General features: G+C 37.7%; 12 protein-coding genes. 10 read left to right on the top strand and 2 right to left on the bottom strand.

The genetic code is table 11. The features are described 5' to 3' along the window. Positions 1–22 precede the first annotated feature (22 nt). The 5 genes from JG734_RS02860 to JG734_RS02840 are packed head-to-tail and all read left to right on the top strand — an operon-like array spanning position 23 to position 7,162. On the top strand, positions 23–463 hold the full coding sequence (locus tag JG734_RS02860) for a hypothetical protein (protein ID WP_201333526.1): 441 nt from the start codon (positions 23–25) through the stop codon (positions 461–463). Further along, entirely contained in the window at positions 447–2,246 is a 1,800-nt protein-coding gene (uvrC, locus tag JG734_RS02855) for an excinuclease ABC subunit UvrC (RefSeq protein ID WP_201333525.1), read from the top strand. Before JG734_RS02860 ends, uvrC begins: the two co-directional genes overlap by 17 nt. 55 nt (positions 2,247–2,301) lie before the next feature. Next, entirely contained in the window at positions 2,302–3,723 is a 1,422-nt protein-coding gene (locus tag JG734_RS02850) for an Hpt domain-containing protein (protein ID WP_201333524.1), read from the top strand. An 8-nt stretch (positions 3,724–3,731) separates the two neighbouring features. Then, positions 3,732–6,788, top strand: coding sequence for an ATP-binding protein (locus JG734_RS02845; RefSeq protein ID WP_201333523.1), 3,057 nt, complete (start codon positions 3,732–3,734; stop codon positions 6,786–6,788). Continuing rightward, a complete protein-coding gene (locus tag JG734_RS02840; RefSeq protein WP_201333522.1) occupies positions 6,785–7,162 on the top strand; it encodes a PleD family two-component system response regulator in 378 nt (125 codons plus the stop codon). Before JG734_RS02845 ends, JG734_RS02840 begins: the two co-directional genes overlap by 4 nt. On the opposite strand, the gene lon is transcribed toward JG734_RS02840, so the two are convergent. Beyond that, positions 7,159–9,576 (bottom strand): endopeptidase La, encoded by a 2,418-nt coding sequence (gene lon, locus JG734_RS02835; RefSeq protein WP_201333521.1) that lies wholly within the window; start codon positions 9,574–9,576, stop codon positions 7,159–7,161. The genes JG734_RS02840 and lon overlap by 4 nt on opposite strands. A gap of 9 nt (positions 9,577–9,585) precedes the next feature. Next, on the bottom strand, positions 9,586–10,221 hold the full coding sequence (locus JG734_RS02830) for an outer membrane protein assembly factor BamD (RefSeq protein ID WP_201333520.1): 636 nt from the start codon (positions 10,219–10,221) through the stop codon (positions 9,586–9,588). A gap of 88 nt (positions 10,222–10,309) precedes the next feature. Here JG734_RS02830 and JG734_RS02825 point away from each other — a divergent pair, with 88 nt between their 5' ends. Genes JG734_RS02825 through JG734_RS02805 form a run of 5 tightly spaced genes read left to right on the top strand, consistent with a single transcriptional unit; the run spans position 10,310 to position 16,794 of the window. Next, positions 10,310–11,050, top strand: coding sequence for a pyrroline-5-carboxylate reductase (locus tag JG734_RS02825; RefSeq protein ID WP_201333519.1), 741 nt, complete (start codon positions 10,310–10,312; stop codon positions 11,048–11,050). Then, positions 11,047–14,832: a hypothetical protein gene (locus tag JG734_RS02820; protein ID WP_201333518.1), complete on the top strand. Its 3,786-nt coding sequence runs from the start codon at positions 11,047–11,049 to the stop codon at positions 14,830–14,832. Before JG734_RS02825 ends, JG734_RS02820 begins: the two co-directional genes overlap by 4 nt. Continuing rightward, positions 14,829–15,491 carry a type II secretion system protein gene (locus tag JG734_RS02815; protein ID WP_201333517.1) on the top strand — a complete coding sequence of 221 codons (663 nt, stop codon included), beginning with the start codon at positions 14,829–14,831 and terminating at the stop codon, positions 15,489–15,491. Before JG734_RS02820 ends, JG734_RS02815 begins: the two co-directional genes overlap by 4 nt. Next, on the top strand, positions 15,488–16,369 hold the full coding sequence (locus tag JG734_RS02810; protein ID WP_201333516.1) for a type II secretion system protein: 882 nt from the start codon (positions 15,488–15,490) through the stop codon (positions 16,367–16,369). Before JG734_RS02815 ends, JG734_RS02810 begins: the two co-directional genes overlap by 4 nt. Further along, entirely contained in the window at positions 16,366–16,794 is a 429-nt protein-coding gene (locus tag JG734_RS02805) for a hypothetical protein (protein WP_201333515.1), read from the top strand. The genes JG734_RS02810 and JG734_RS02805 overlap by 4 nt, the downstream gene beginning before the upstream one ends. Positions 16,795–16,823 lie beyond the last annotated feature (29 nt).

The raw sequence follows: 16,823 nt of genomic DNA, 5'->3' as shown, positions 1-16,823 counted from the left end.
GCAAAAATGGTATAATCACTATATGAAAAATCCATCGCATATTTTTACCCATCTATTTCCTCAAAAAAAGAGATTTTTTACACAAAAGTGTCTCAATAAACTCATCTCACTGCTACCATCAAGTTTCAAAGAGCATATACTCTATGCATATACTAAAGGCAATATTCTCTATTTCGTTTTTGATCATCCGGCATTTAAAATGGAGTTCAATTATAGTAAAAAAGATATAAATGACATATTAAAAATCTTGCGCTCTCATGATCCTTACTGCTCGGATCTTTGCGTAAAAGATCTGCGCGCATACTATAAATTTTTGCCAAGAGAGGAAAAAAAGATAAAAAAGATATGTAGATACACCGAAAAAGCACAAGGTGATTTTGAGATAGCAACGACAAATAAAGAGCTTCAAGAAATATTTCAAAAGATCAAGGATGCAATCAAGAAAAATGGATCTAGTAAGTAAAGTCAAAAATCTTCCTGATTCTCCTGGCGTCTATCAATACTTCGATCAGCATGGAAGACTTTTGTATGTTGGAAAAGCAAAAAGCCTCAAAAAGCGGGTCAAGAGCTATTTCCGGATGCAGCCATTTACTCCAGCACCTAATCTCTCACCACGCATTTTCAAAATGATTAGCGAGACTGCCTCAATGGAGTATATTGTCGTAGAGAGCGAGAATGATGCTCTCATCTTAGAAAACTCTCTTATAAAACAACTTAAACCAAAATATAATATTCTCTTGCGTGATGACAAAACCTATCCCTATATATATATTGATCTTGCGCAAGAGTTCCCTCGCCCAAAAATTACGCGAAAAGTCCTTCCAGGTAAAAAAATCAAATACTTTGGCCCCTTTCCAAGTGCTGCGAAAGATATACTAGACTCTATTTATGAAATATTTCCTCTTGTGCAAAAAGATAGCTGCATTAAAGGTAAAAAAGCATGCCTCTTTTATCAATTGCAAAAGTGCCTTGCCCCATGTGAAGGGCGTGTGAGCCAAGAGGAGTATACAAAAATTCTCAAAGAAGCAATTGAACATATTCACAATAAAAAACTGCTTTTACAAAAGCTGCAAGAGAGGATGGTTAGCCTCTCTGGACAGCTGCGATTTGAAGAGGCTGCACAGGTGCGTGATCGGATTGAGCGCATCAAAAATATAGAAATTTCAAGTGGTATAGATCTAGCCAAAATGGAAAATCTCGACATCTATGCAATTGCTACTTCACAAGATAAAGCCGCAATTGTACGTATGTTTATGCGTGAGGGCAAAGTGATAGCAAGTAGCTCAAATATTATTCGTTTCGATCCACAGAGGGGATTTGATATCGATGAAGCTTATAAGAGGGTATTGCTCGAGTTTTACACTCACGAAACACCTCTTACTTCCAAAACGATTCTCATAGCACACCCCTTTAGTGAACAAGAGCAGCTTCAAAAGTATTTAAGCGACAAATTTGGCAAAAAGGTGGCTATCCTTCATCCACAAAGAGGTGAAAAGAGGCGTCTTATTGAGTTGGCACTGCTCAATGCCAAAGAGATACTTCATAAGCAAAGAAACGAACCATCTATCGAAGAGGAGATTCAAAAGCTCTTCTCTTTGCACAACAGACCTTACCGTATAGAGATATTTGACAACTCCCATCTTCAAGGAAGAGAGCCTGTGGGTGCGATGGTAGTCTACGAAGATGGAAAATTTGATAAAAAGAGCTATCGCCACTACAATCTCACAAACAAAGATGAGTATCATCAAATGAAGGAGATGCTCACTAGACGTGCTCAAAGTTTTGCCAAAAATCCTCCTCCCGATCTTTGGATCATCGATGGTGGAGAGACTCTTAGAGCTCTTGCACAAGATATTGCTCAAAGTTTTGGCGTCACACTCGATGTCATTGCAATTGCAAAAGAGAAAATCGACGCAAAAGCTCATCGCGCCAAAGGAAAAGCCAAAGACATCCTCTATGGAGAAAGTGGTAAAATCGAGCTGCTACCAAGTGATAAACGCTTGCAATTTATACAAAAGCTGCGAGATGAAGCACACAGATTTGCAATAGAATACCATCGCAAACAAAGAGCTAAACATCTCAAAACCCTAGAACTTTTTAAAATCAAAGGAATAGCAGAGGCTAAAGTGCAAAAACTGCTCAACTATTTTGGAACTTTTGAAAATATTAAAAATGCATCAATTGAAGAAATTGCTGCAGTTTTGAACGAAAAAGATGCAAAAAAAATAAAAAAAGCAATCAATTAAAATAATTTTATAAGAATTTATGCCATAATATAACAAATTTGCAAAAGGTTTGGCCTTGATTTTATATGATGCCCACAAAAAACTCATTGCTATAAGTGACCAAACATTAGAGATGCTAGGCTTTACTAGCCTTGAGGAGTTCAAAAAAGAGGTTTATGATGTTGCACAACTCTTTTTGCGCAAACCTGGCTATATCCACGAATTTCGCAGTTTTCACTGGATCGACTATATTCTCACAAACAATACCGTCAACCACAGAGCGCTCATCCAGGTAAAGGATGGAAGAGTCTTAGAGATTTTTGTCAAAGTTAACCAACTTAATAATATTTCACAACCATTTAACTACTATCTCGTTACCTTTGAACTCAATGCATATGATGAATGCACTATTGATCATATCAGCCAAGAACAAACTCAAACCACAGAGCAACCAAAAGCAAGCCAAGCCACAGCTTCTCAAACTTTAGCTACCACAATCACCATTACAGCCAAAGAGGTAGAGAAACCTGCTATCGATTTCATTGCTCAAGAGCTCAATCTTGGTGAAGATATTGTAGAAGACTTCATCAAAGAGTATATCAATCACGCTCTCGAGCAATTTGATGAAATTCAAGATGCTGTAGCAAAAAAAGATAGGCAAAGACTCTACAACATCATCCATACCCTCAAAGGTGTAGCAGCCAATCTACGCCTCAAGCCAGCATTTGAGATATTGGCAAAGGCTACAAAAGAGAGCTCCCTCGATGAACTTTTAGACATCACAAAAGAATACTATGCCTATATGTTAGGTTTGGCCAAAATATTTGGAGTTGAAGCTCCAGATGAGCTGCAATTAACCTCTACACAAAAGGCTCCTGCTGCACAACCTTCTCAAGAGAGTACAGCCACAGCAGAAGAACAGAACATCCAAGAACTTCCCAAAGTTGCTGCCAAAGAGCTTGGTCTCTCGATGGACGAGTATCAAGAGTATCTCAAAGAGCTTATCAATGAAATAAAACTCAATCTTGCATACAATAACTACAATGAGCTCCATAAGCTCGCTTCATTCGCACGCAATCTCTACCTCCAAGAGTGTGCGAAATATCTTGATCAAGTGAGCATCAATCAAAATCCTGAGCTTGTAAAAAAATGTATCAACGATTTAGAGCAGCTCAAAAAAGAGCCAAATCCATTCATTGTTACACCGCAAGATCTTGAAGACTCGCTCCAGCTCATTCAAATTGAAAAAGATGATTTTGTAGATATTGTTGAAGATCTTGTAATAGAACTCAAAACACTCAACAGTATTAAGATGCGCAAAGAGAAATTCTTAAAAAAAGCAAAACAGCTTAAAAGTATTGCAGAGAGCTTGAGGCTTAGCAATCTTGTATTGCTTCTTAACAATATCATCTCAAACTATCCTATGGATAAGTTTTTATCCAAACAGCTTGAAGAAGCAATAGAATCTCTTGAAGCAAGTATTCGGCAAATCAAATAGGAGTTTTAATGCATTTAGGAATTAAACAAAGAATTAAACTTGTATCATTTTTACCTACACTCATAGTCTTTTTAGCTTCATCGGTACTACTTTTTGTTTTTGCACAAAAATATCTAGCCAATAAACAGATCCTTACAAATACAAAAATTGCAAAAGAGGTAGCAAGAAGCCTCCATCCAGTTGAACAAGAGGCAATCAAGAGTGCTCTTTATCTAGCTAATCCCCAAGATAATATGAAAAGCGGTTTGCAAAAGGAGTATAAAAAAAGCGATCAGATCCTCACAAAAATCAAGCAATATCAAAGCAGCCTCAATCTCTCCAATGAGCTAGCACTCTTGCAGCTTGTGCGGCAAAAGACGCTAGCACACCAAGAGAGCTTTGATCGCATCTATTTTGCACTCTATTTTGATGCTGTACTTGAACCTTTAGCTAAAAAGACTCTTCTTGCACTCAGAATGAGTGGCGAAGAGGATTATAAATTTGTATACGGAAAGCTCAAGCATGATATCTATAGCCACCTCTACTCTGCACAAGAGACAGGTTTTTTGGCATACAATAACATTAAACAACTCTACGATGAAAATAGGCAGACTGTAGAACTCGCCCTCATACGTAAAGCCGATGCGTTTTTAGATACAAATGACAACCCCAACCTCAAACCTCTTATGGACAAAATCCGTAGCATTAGACTCAGCTTTTTGCAAAATAAACAGTTCAATGTCAATGAATGGCTACAAGCAAACGAACAAAAATTGAATCATCTTGATAAACTCCTCATCACTGATATTCAAGGCATAGAAGCTGTGGCAAACAACTATCTTCATTTTTATCTTATCGCACTTCTCATCTCTCTTGCTTTCTGGCTTCTGTCAATTTTACTCTTTGCATATATTTACTTTGTTCTAAGAGACTATGACAAGAGTACAGAAAAACTGGAAAACTTATTGCAAAAAGTGGCACTAAGTGAAGATATACTTCAAGAAAACCCAGAACTTGCTAAAGGTGTCAACCTCGACACTGTAGCGGGTATCGAAAAAGCGTATGAACTTCTTCATTTAGCCCTCAGACGTACAGAGACCGCAAGGGAGGCTGCCGAAGAGGCAAACAAAGCTAAAAGCATGTTTTTGGCAAATATGAGCCATGAGATTCGCACACCTCTCAATGGCATTATGGGATTTACTGAACTATTGAAAAACTCTAATCTATCACCTGAGCAAAAAGAGTATGTCACAATTATCGAAAAGAGTTCAGAAAACCTCCTTGAAATCATCAACAATATCCTCGATCTGGCAAAAATTGAAAACAATAAAATTGAGCTTGAAAGCGTCGTATTTGAACCGATTGAGGAGTTTGAAAACGCTATCGAAGTCTATGCAACTCGTGCTGCAGAGAAGAATATCGATCTAGCCCTCTTTGTTGATCCTCATCTTGATAAACCCCTCAAAGGAGATCCTACAAAGATCAAAGAGGTGCTTATCAATCTTATAAGTAATGCAATCAAGTTTACCAACAAAGGTGGAGAAATAGTTGTTGAGATACGCAAAATTGGTAAAAATGACGCAAATGCTATCGTTCAATTTGAAGTGCGAGATACAGGAATAGGTATACCACAAGAGAAGAAAGAGAAGATTTTTGAAGCATTTAGCCAAGCTGATATATCAGTAACTAGAAAATATGGTGGCACGGGTCTTGGACTTACAATCTCTAGTGAATTTCTCAAACTCATGGGAAGTGAGCTCAAACTTGAGAGCGAAGAGGGAAAAGGGAGTAGATTCTACTTCACACTTGAGCTCGAAGAGATTCCAATCGTCAATGAAGAGTCACTCCAAGATAGATTCAACACTATCAAAATCGCCTACTACGATGATCCACATCATCCAAAAACGCAAACAAAATTTATCCAAGAGTATCTTGAGTACTTTGGATCAATTTTTGAGACTTCACAAGATCTACAACAAACCATAGATATTGCAAAAAAGAGCAACTTTGCTCTGCTAGATTTCGACTTTGTCAAAGAAAAAGGAATCAATAAATTTATCCTCAATAAAATTCCAACGGCACTTATAGCTAAGGTAACATACAAAAAACGTCTTGAAGAGTTCAATACAAAAGTGATAAAAACTCTCACCGAGCCTGTAAACTTCACTAAACTCAGACAGCTTCTTGAATTTTATGTAGAACATACACAAGAGCTTACACAAAAAACCAAGATTCTTGCAAGTCGGGGAAAAATAAAATTCCGTGCTAAAGCACTCGTAGCAGAAGACAATATCATCAACCAAAAACTGATCAAAAAGACTCTCGAAGATTTTGGGCTTGAAGTTGATCTGGCAGATAATGGTATAGAAGCACTGGAGAAATTTAAACAAAACCACTATGACATAATTTTCATGGATATTCAGATGCCTGTCAAAGATGGAATTGAAGCTATGCAAGAGATACATCTGTATGAAAAAGAGATGCGCCTTATCCCAACTCCTATCATAGCTCTTACTGCTCACGCTCTCAAAGGCGATAGAGAGCGTTTCATGAGCAAGGGATTTGATGAATATATCACAAAACCGATCAACCGCAAAGATATTGAAACGATTCTCAAAGCCTTCTTACCAGATAAAAAATATGTAGCCCAAGAGGAAACAGAAGAGGAAGTTACAACTAATAATCAAGAACAGACCTCTTTGCTAGAAAAAGATTATGACTACGATATTTTGCTTCTTAAAAAAAGTCCACTAGAAGCAAAACTCTTTGCAAATGTTCTCAAATCCCTTGGATATAGCGTAGATATGGCTCTCGATCTTGACGACTTTGTCCATAGACTTAGAGAGCGCCGCTATAAAATTGCATTTATCGATAAAGAAAGTGATGAGTACAATTTCCACATTATTCAAAAAGTGCGTAAAGAAGCGCCAGATACAAAATTTGTCCTCTTGGTTGAGCCAAGCTTTGATCTTAAACAGATCCCATCAATAGAGAAGGATTTTTATGATGATATCATACGCAATATCATCAAAAAAGACTTTTTTAAAAGTGAGATCGAAAAATTATTTACAAAAGAGTCAGTATGAAGCAGTTAAAAGTCCTCTATGTCGATGATGATCTGATAAATAGAAAACTCCTAGAGCATATGCTTGCGAAAAATCCGGCAATTTATGAGACCCTTGCAGCAAATGATGGGCAAGAAGCACTCGAGGTACTCAACAAAAACAGAGACATCGACTTTGTATTGCTAGATATCATTATGCCGAAACTCAATGGTATCGAAGTACTCAAGCATATGAGAAAAGATCCTCGCTTTTCCCAGATACCCGTCATTGTTCTCAGCACTGATGATACACAAAAGAGAGCTGCACTAGAAGCTGGAGCTAATGACTTTATCAACAAGCCTATCAAAAAAGACGATCTTATGGATAAGATCAAAAAATATGCAGAGGCTCTTTAGAGAATAGCCTCTTTTAAAACCTCTTCAATTCTTGTCACTGGAATTATCTCCATATTCTCCACGACCTCTTGTGGGATATCATCAAGATCGCGATCATAGTTTTTCTTAGGAATTAGCACTTTTTTTATCTTTGCTTTGTATGCAGCGATGAGTTTTTCTTTGAGACCACCTATTGGCAAGACTTTGCCACTGAGAGTCAGCTCTCCTGTCATCGCTACATCATTGCGCACTCTTCTCTCACTCAAAATTGAAGCGATCGCTGTAGCCATAGTGATCCCTGCACTTGGACCATCTTTTGGTGTGGCACCTTCAGGAATGTGCAAGTGAATGTCATAGCGACGATAGACTTCACTCGGATCAACCTTTTTCTTCTCCTCTTTCTCTTTTATTGTTTTTGGAATCACCTCTTGAGAAATTGGGATTTTACCTTGATCGATGAGAACTTTGACAACGCTAAAGGCGATGCTTGCAGACTCTTTCATCACTTCTCCAAGACGCCCTGTGAGCTGCAAGCTACCTTTTCCCTTGATTTTGATTGATTCAATTTTGAGCACATCGCCTCCAACGGCTGTCCAAGCAAGACCATTGACCACACCAACCTGTGGCTCTTTCTCAATTGTCTCAATCTCAAAGACTGGCTTTTCTAGGTACTTATCAAGGTTTTTGAGAGTGACTGAGACCTTTTTAATTTCAGGATTTTCAAGGATCTCTTTAGCTGCCTTGCGTACAATGTCTGCTATACGGCGGCGAAGATTTCTCACACCAGCCTCACGGGTATATTTTTCTATAATTGCTTCAAGAGCACTCTTACTGATAGTAAGCTCACTCTTTTTGAGCCCATGTTTTTTGAGCTCTTGTGGAATAAGATAGCGCTTTGCAATCTCAAGTTTTTCGTTTGGAGTATAGGAGCTGAGGAATATAAACTCCATCCTATCGCGCAGTGGTGCTGGGATATAGCCTATATCGTTAGCAGTTGCGATAAATATCACATTACTAAGATCTATGCTGAAGTTGAGATAGTAGTCGCGAAAATGGGTATTTTGCTCTGGATCCAAGATCTCAAGGAGAGCTGAAGTTGGATCACCGCGCATATTGCGCCCTACTTTGTCTATCTCATCAAGTACCATCACGGGATCCATCTCTTTGGCATCGATGAGTCCTTGGACGATACGTCCTGGCATAGCACCGATGTAGGTTCTCCTGTGTCCACGCAACTCATTCACATCCTCTAAACCACCCAAAGCTATACGTACAAGCGGCCGCTTGAGTGCTTTTGCAATAGAGTTTGCCAAAGAGGTCTTACCAATACCCGGAGGTCCTGCAAAGCAAAGAATCGCCCCACTCCCCTTCTCTTTTTTGATGCCACGGAGCTCCATAAGCTCCTTGACTGCAAAATATTCAACAATTCGCTCTTTTGGCTTTTCTAGTCCATAGTGATCTTTATCGAGTTCATTTTTAACATCTTCAATATCGAGCTTCTTTTTGGAGTATTTCCCAAATGGAATCTCCAAAACCCAGTCAAGATAGGTCTGGATCACCACCGCTTCAGCGCTGTCTGGATGCATACGCGCATAGCGATCTATCTGCTTCTTGATCTCTTTATACGCCTCCTCAGTAAGATATGGTTTGATCTTTTCAAGTTTTTTGCGATACTCTTCGACCTCTTCCTCTTTTTGGGTATCGACTCCTAGCTCTTTTTGGATCTGCTTGAGCTGCTCTTTGAGGAAGTACTCACGGTTGGCCTGCTCAAGCTTATTGCTCACTTTGCTCTTAATCTCATGCTGGAGTTTGCTCTGCTCGATCTCTTCAGTAATAGCATCGATGAGGAGCATCAAACGCTTTTCAACATCCTCTTCAATAAACATCTCAAAAGCACGCTCTTTTTTGAGTTTGAGGACTGAACTGACTAGATCAGCTATGCGGTTTGGCTCATGATTCTCCTCAATAGTACGCACGAGATCTTGCGGGAAGGAGCTATTGACACTTGCAAGTTGTCTGATCTTTTCACGAAGCACTCCTAAAAGAGCCGAAACTTTAATCTCATTGTACGGTTTTGACTCTATCACATCCACTACAGCCATGAGAGGTGCAGTAGATACCTTTTCGATTATTTTGCCACGTGCGAGTCCCTGGAAGAGGAGTTTGACTCTCCCATCAGGGAGATTAACTTTTCTCATAATTGAGCCAATAACTCCTGCAGGATAGATAGCATCGAAGCTCCTCTCTCCCTCATGTCCCTCTTTGCTAGGGGTAACAAGTATCAAACTGTTATCTTGTAGAGCCTTTTGGGCGGCTGCTATATTTGCTTCATCACTTATAAATATAGGAGAGATCATAAATGGATACAAAAACATATCATCTTCGACAATTATTGGAAGCGTTGTTGGAAACGAACTGTAATCACTTAGTTGCATAGACTCCCCCTACCAATTTATCAAATAGTCGTACCAGTTTTTTGGTACATAAATTTCATCTTTTTTCATCCAAAAGTTTTTGATCTTACTGCGATAGATTTTGGCAGCTTTGATTTTGCCTCTCTTTTCGTAAAGATCGGCAATATTTTCATAAAGCACATATTGTGCCAAATAAAGCTTTGTCAAAATTGTATCTACAAGAGGTACAAATTCACTATTTGGATATGTCTGCTTAAATTCTCGTGACTCTTTTATAGTATCTTGGAGCAGTTTTTGGTCACGGTTGATACTCTTAAACCCCAAAAATGAGGCTTTGATCTTGAGATATTTTGCGAATTCGATATCTTGCTCATCTGCATAGCGCTTGATAAAAAGATCGAGATAGTATTTTGCCATGAGATACTCTTCATTGTCCATATGGGCTTGTGCCATGATAAGCGTAGCCTCTTTGAGCAGTGGTGAGGCAAAGTGTTCGCTTTGCAAAGATGTAAAATACTCATCTGCTTTGTCAAGATTTTCATTGCTGACATAATAGATCATCTTTTGATACCAGTAGATATCGCTCTTGTTATATTCTGGAGCACTCTTATTAGAACACCCTACAAAAATTAGTGCTGCTACCAAAAATGCCAAAATCTTTCTCATCTTCTCTCTTTATGCAAATTTGGGACAATTATAGCAAATTTTACAACCCCTTTGTTACAATATGTAAAATGAACTAAAAAGGGTTACAATGGTGACGATAATAGGATATGGAGAGATGGCAAAAGCAATTATCACAAGACTCATTGAGAAAGATATAAAGATAGAAGTTGTTGGAAGAGATGAGAAAAAACTTGAAGAGATACGCTATCTCTATCCAGTCAAAACTGCTCATATTGATGGGTTCGATATAGAAAATAAAAGAGTGATTTTGGCCATAAAGCCCCATGCACTAGATGAAGTGAGCAAATGTTTAAAGGGGCAGGCAGAGCTACTCATCTCTATCTTGGCTGGAGTATCGATAGAGAAACTCCATACTATCAATGCAGAGCACTACATAAGAGCTATGCCAAATATCGCTGCATTCAAAGGTGCTTCTACCACTGCAGTTACAGGTGATATAGCTATGAAAGAGGAAGCTGTAAACCTTTTACAAGCGATAGGAAGAGTCATCTGGGTAGAGAGCGAAAAGGATCTCGATATCGCCACAGCAGTTGCCGGAAGTGGACCAGCATTTTTAGCTCTTGTGGCTGAAGCTATGACTGATGGAGCAGTAGCTGCAGGGATGAAGAGAGATATTGCACAAGAGTTTGTCAAAGGGCTCTTTTTTAGCTTTTCGCATCTTACAGATGAGCATCCTGCCATTATCAAAGATAGAGTCATGAGTCCAGCAGGCACTACAGCTGCCGGTATCAAAGCCCTTGAAGAAAATGGAGCAAGAAATACTTTTATGGAAGCGGTAATGAAAGCATATGAAAGGACGAAGAAGTGAGGATAGTTTTTTTATTTTTGACAATATTATCTATAAGTTTTGCTATCACTTTTGAACATAATATTCATGATTTTGAAAAAATAAATCCTGATGAAACAAAACTCGTCAAAGGTAATATAAAAATTTTTGGTAATACTGTCCTTTGTACAAAAAATCGTCGTAATCAGTGTGTAGACACAAGCGGAAGACGAACAAATGCCGAAATGTATATGTCTTATATAGATATAGACAATGACTCGAATACTTTTAATTCATCACAAGCAACTTTACGTCTTTCAAATAACGCTCAGATATTATGGGCTGCCATCTATTGGCAAGGATATATGCATAATTATGGTAGAGGCTATCCAGAACAAAGTTTTGTTAATGAATTATCCCAGCCTATCATTTTGCGAGATCCCAATGGAATAGAACATACAATCTACGCAAACTATGTAAATTATTTAGATTGGTGGAATTGGTATGGTACTCGCATTGGTTACACTTATGCAGCTTTTACAGACATAACAGATATTATTAAAAATGGTGGAACAGGTAACTACATAGTTGGTAATATACCATGTAGAGAGGGTAGAACATATGATTTTTACGATGGACTTGGTAACTACGGCGCTTGGACAATTGTCGTCATTTACAAAGATGATTCAGAAACATTGAAAAACCTCTCAGTATATCGTGGCTATACTCGTGTCTATAATTGGAACACAGTCACCATTAATGTATCAGGCTTTTATACACCAGAATATGAACCTATCAATGCAAATCTCTTTGTTTTTGCTGGTGAGGGTGACAAGGGACTAACGGGTGACTACTTCAAGCTCAATAATCAAGAGCTTTTCGAACAAACATCTAATGGGAATCACCTTAATGAAGAAGACAACTTTTTCAACTCTTCTATAAGTGAGAGTATAGACCGCTATCCTAGACTCAATAATAATAATGGTATAGATATACACTCGATTGAAGTTGGAAAAGATAATAACACATCACATCCACGAGTTATTGGAGTGAATGAACATGAATCTACTATAACATTAGGAACAAACGCTGATGCATACTTTCCAAGTATGGTAGCATTTTCCGTGCAAATGTATATACCAAAAATCTGTTTTCTTGAAACTTTCTATGACAAAAACAATGAAGAGATTAACGAATCCTCAATTGTGAGGGTAGGTGACCCTATCACATCAAAGATCACTCTTCGCAATGATGATAATCACGATGCACAATCTGTAAGAATCATAAAAATTTTTGATGTTAATCTCACTGAATATATTCCAAACTCTACTAGTGTAAAAGATGTAGATTTTAATCAAATAGTACATATCGATGATAATAGTTCTCACAATGGTGTGTCTGTTATCTTTGATGCTCGAGAAGAGAATAATACGATTGTAGAATCAAATTTAACTATTGGACCGCTTGGTGAGGGTGAACCACCAATTTTTGAACCTTACACAATCAACCCAAATCATCAAGCAGAAATAGATTACAAATTTACGGTGCTAAAAAATGCAGAGATTAGCATGCTATACAATACTAAATATAGGTTTGAAATTGCAGGCGAAAACTTTACTATAGATACCATATTGCCAAAATGTAGAGAGTTTAACAACACTATCATTGCTTACAATCCAGATACCGATACAATAACGTTTGCTAATAAAAACTTCAATGCAAATAGTATCATTTTTGATGCCAATAGCTCGCAAAATGCACTCTACACCCAAATCCCAAATAGAGCTTTTTCAATTAAAGCCCTATCACTCCAAAATGCTCTCAATAATACATCACAATATGTTCAGCTTAAAAATTCACAAAAGGTAGCTATTCTTGATGCAGTCAATGCTGGTATAGGAAACAGCTGCCGTACGCATCCTTATGTTAATATCCTAAAAAAACCACATTACATAGTAGATTTTAACAACCATAAACAGCAGAGCTTAGATATTAACGCTTCAAAAGCTATTCGCAGTGCGCGATTTCGTGCTAGATTTTTCCACTGGGTCGATCTTATGGCAGATGCGAGTGTACATTGTAATAATCCAGATGCAATGAGCAATACCCTTAAAGGTATACCACAATGTATAGCTGACGATCCAGAAGGAAAATTGAGAAAAATTTTTGGACAAAGCATCGATATATGTTTTAGCAATGCTGCTGGTAATCCATGTAGTGCTAATACAAATTCCAATAACGGATATGGTTGTATCGAATGCCTTGTGGCAAATGCTCCTTCTGATAAAGTAATATATTCGTGTTCAATCGATAGCTTTGCTATTCGTCCTGCGACTTATACACTTGACGTTAATGAGAGCCTCTTGATTGGAAAAAGAAGTTATCGTCTCGATATCAACGCCTCAGATATCCATGATAATCTTATTGCTGACTATAACACGACTTTTACTGCATCCAATAGCGATACAAATATCACCTCTACTCTCCTTGATCGACCAGGCTGTACAAATCCAGCAACCAAAAAAACTGATAATTTGCAGGTATCTCCTGTTGTTTTTAGTGGTTCTATAGCGATAGATAATAACTATACTTTTAATGATGTAGGTAAAATTGAACTCAATATCACAGACAATGACTGGACGCGAGTCGATCAAGCGAAGCGTGATCATAGTGGAAATATAGTCTATGACTGTATCCCATACAGTTGGACAAATACTCCAGATAGCCTTGGTCGCATAGGATGTATGGCTCATGCATCAAAAACATTGGAATTTCATCCAAAAGAGTATTCTCATACGATCACAGTGAAAAATGCAGATACAAATGACAAATTTACATATCTCTCTGATGATCCTAGAATGCATGCTACTATGAATATATCTATTACAGCACTTTTAGATGATAATACACCAGCACAAAACTACGTAAAATCTTGCTATGCAAAAGATATTAACACAACCATAACGCTCAACAACAATAAAAATCTTGGATGGTCTAACCTTTCAAATAGGATACAGTTTTTTGAAGACCAAAATTACTATACTATACGCGGTACTTCAACTGGAGTCTTGCAAAGTCCAAATATCATAATAGATATCAATGAATCCAATTTCACTACCGGAAGTGTAGCAACAATTCCTTTGCAATTTAATATTAAAAGAAAAGTCAACATTGCAGATATTCCTTTTGTAGTAGCGAAAAACGATTTTAATATCTCTACTGAAGAGAATACTACAGTTGTTCATGGATTTGATTTCAATAGAGTTAATGATAAGAATGTCACCTTTGTATATGCTCGCCTTCGCACGGGAGATATAGAAGAAAATATCATCCAAGGAAATGATGGTAATATCACTACATATTATGAGATATACAATCCTTTGCAAGCAACAGCAACTGGTACATCCTTAGCAGCAAATTTCCCACTCTTTGCAGGCATGTCACAAGATCCACAAGATCCTAATTGGATCATCAACAATCTCCATACTAATCAAAATCTAGGTACAATTCAAAAAATGAAATATAAGGGTGGAGACATCTTTCATAGCAGAGTAGGAAATATTGCTATTATCAATAATAGTCTTAATAACGGAAGCCATACACTCCAAGCTCGCTATTATAGAGCAAGCTTTCCATTTATAGTAACAACTGATGTCAATGTCAGCTCTTGGCTAGTCTATAACAAATATGATCCAAATGCTGCAACAGTGCCACTACATTTCAAATTTATCAATCCAGGTAACTGGAAAGGGACTGGAAAAGCCATCATCCAAGGAAATGAAAGCAATCAGAGTAAAATTAACCGCTATAGGATTAACTGGTGAGAAACGCTTTTGGGATGATAGAGCTTATTTTTGCGATAGTTATCATAAGTATCGTTATGCTTGCAATTCCAGGAATTATGGAGCAGACTTCATCAAATCTGCAAGAGATTCTAAAAAGCGAAGGAATATTCCAATCCTATCGTACATTAGGAACAATTGAGACGTATCAATGGGATGATAATTCACTCAAATCATCAGATGATATCCCACATATTCTCGATGTAACTAATGGTGATAGTGAACTAAATCGAATGAATCCCGGAGCAGTTGTGCGCAAAGGTAATTTTAATGTAACAGATAGGCGAATATTTTTCCCCAATACTACATATGCTTCAAATACAATGGGGCTTGAGAGTGGTGAGGCCAAAAAAGATGATATAGATGATTTTAATGGCAACATAGATTCATTTTCTAAAAGCAGTAGTGGCTATAAAATCGATATGAAAATCTTTCAAAAAATCTACTATGTAAGTGATACTGCAAGCTATAGTGGCACATCTTTGACAATATCTATCAATCCAACTCCCACTACTGCATCTACAAATATCAAAATGATCGATCTTAATACCACAGATGCCAACAATAAGCAGTTTTTGGCAATGAGAGCATTTACATGCAATATTGGCTATCCCAAAATTTTAACTAGAGATGTGAGATGAGAAGAGCTTTTACATTAATTGAGCTAGTTTTTGTCATAGTCGTTATGGGCATATTAGCACTTATTGGATCAGATATCCTAGTAAAGGTTTATGAAAACAAGATAATTTCTGATGCTGCAAAAGACACATCACAAAGGATCCAATTAGCGCTTGAACAAATTGCAAGAAGATTAAGCTACCGCGTCTTAGACTCTGCAATAGCTAGACAATCTTCAAACCCATCAAATACTATAACACTAGAAACTCTTCCTCCAAATTATGACGTTTTGGAATGGATTGGATATGCACACGAAGCTTTGCGCGGTGATGTCGCTGGGGGATACTCTATTCCAGGATATAGCGGCTTTTGCGACATCCAAGCAAGTGATAAGAGTAAACTTGTCACACCAGGTAGCAGACTCGACTTTGCCAAAAATATCATACTTGCATTTTCTGGTAATCGTCCCGTCAATATTGATAATAGCAATAATGGAGCGGCTGTAATTTTCAAGGGGGTCTACATTGATGATCCTATATCAGCCTTTTATACTTCTCCATATCCAGCAGTTCATCCAGTGCATAGATTAAACAACACTACGTTACAGTTTGAAAATACAAATGCCAAGACAATAGCAGAGCACTACTATCTTGCCTATAGCGCATACGCGTTAGTTCCTGTGCAAAATAGCAGCAATGATTACAACTTGACTCTTTACTACAACTACCGTCCATGGAAGGGTGAAAACTATCTCAATGGTGATCATGCATTACTTGTTCCTCATATCTCTAGTTTTCGCTTTAGAAAAGTCGACAAATCAATAGAACTGCAACTATGTACCAAAAAGAAGATATCAGATAGTTTTTCAGCTGAAATATGCGGAAAGAAGGTGGTATTTTGAGAAGAGCTATATCAATGCTAACTGCAATTATTTTTATAATGTTGGTAGGTGTTATTTTAGCTTTGACAATAAGCTCTTTGACATCTGCAACAAAAAACACAACTGATACCTATTTCATAGAGCAAGAAGAGGCTTTAGCCAAAAGTGCTACAGAGTATGCCATCCTTGCAGCTCAAGGCCATAACTTTGCTACAAGTTGCCTGAACAATATCAATATCAGCTTCCAAAACACATATGATATCAATATAACAATCTATTATATCGGTAATGGATTACCAGCGAACTGCAATATTTTTGCCAACAACATAGTAACAAATGAGAGCAACGGCACAGCAATCATTGATACCCGCGTCTCTCTCAAACCAAATATCATCCAAGACTCTACACCCATCTCCTATTTTCGTCGCACCATCCAAAAACTCTAGTTTAAGCCAACTCTTGCTACAATTACAAA

Source organism: Nitratiruptor sp. YY09-18 (genome assembly GCF_016593235.1).
Taxonomy (GTDB): domain Bacteria; phylum Campylobacterota; class Campylobacteria; order Campylobacterales; family Nitratiruptoraceae; genus Nitratiruptor.
The sequence above is the reverse complement of the archived record's forward strand: the minus strand, read 5'-3'. Positions and strand labels throughout refer to the sequence as shown.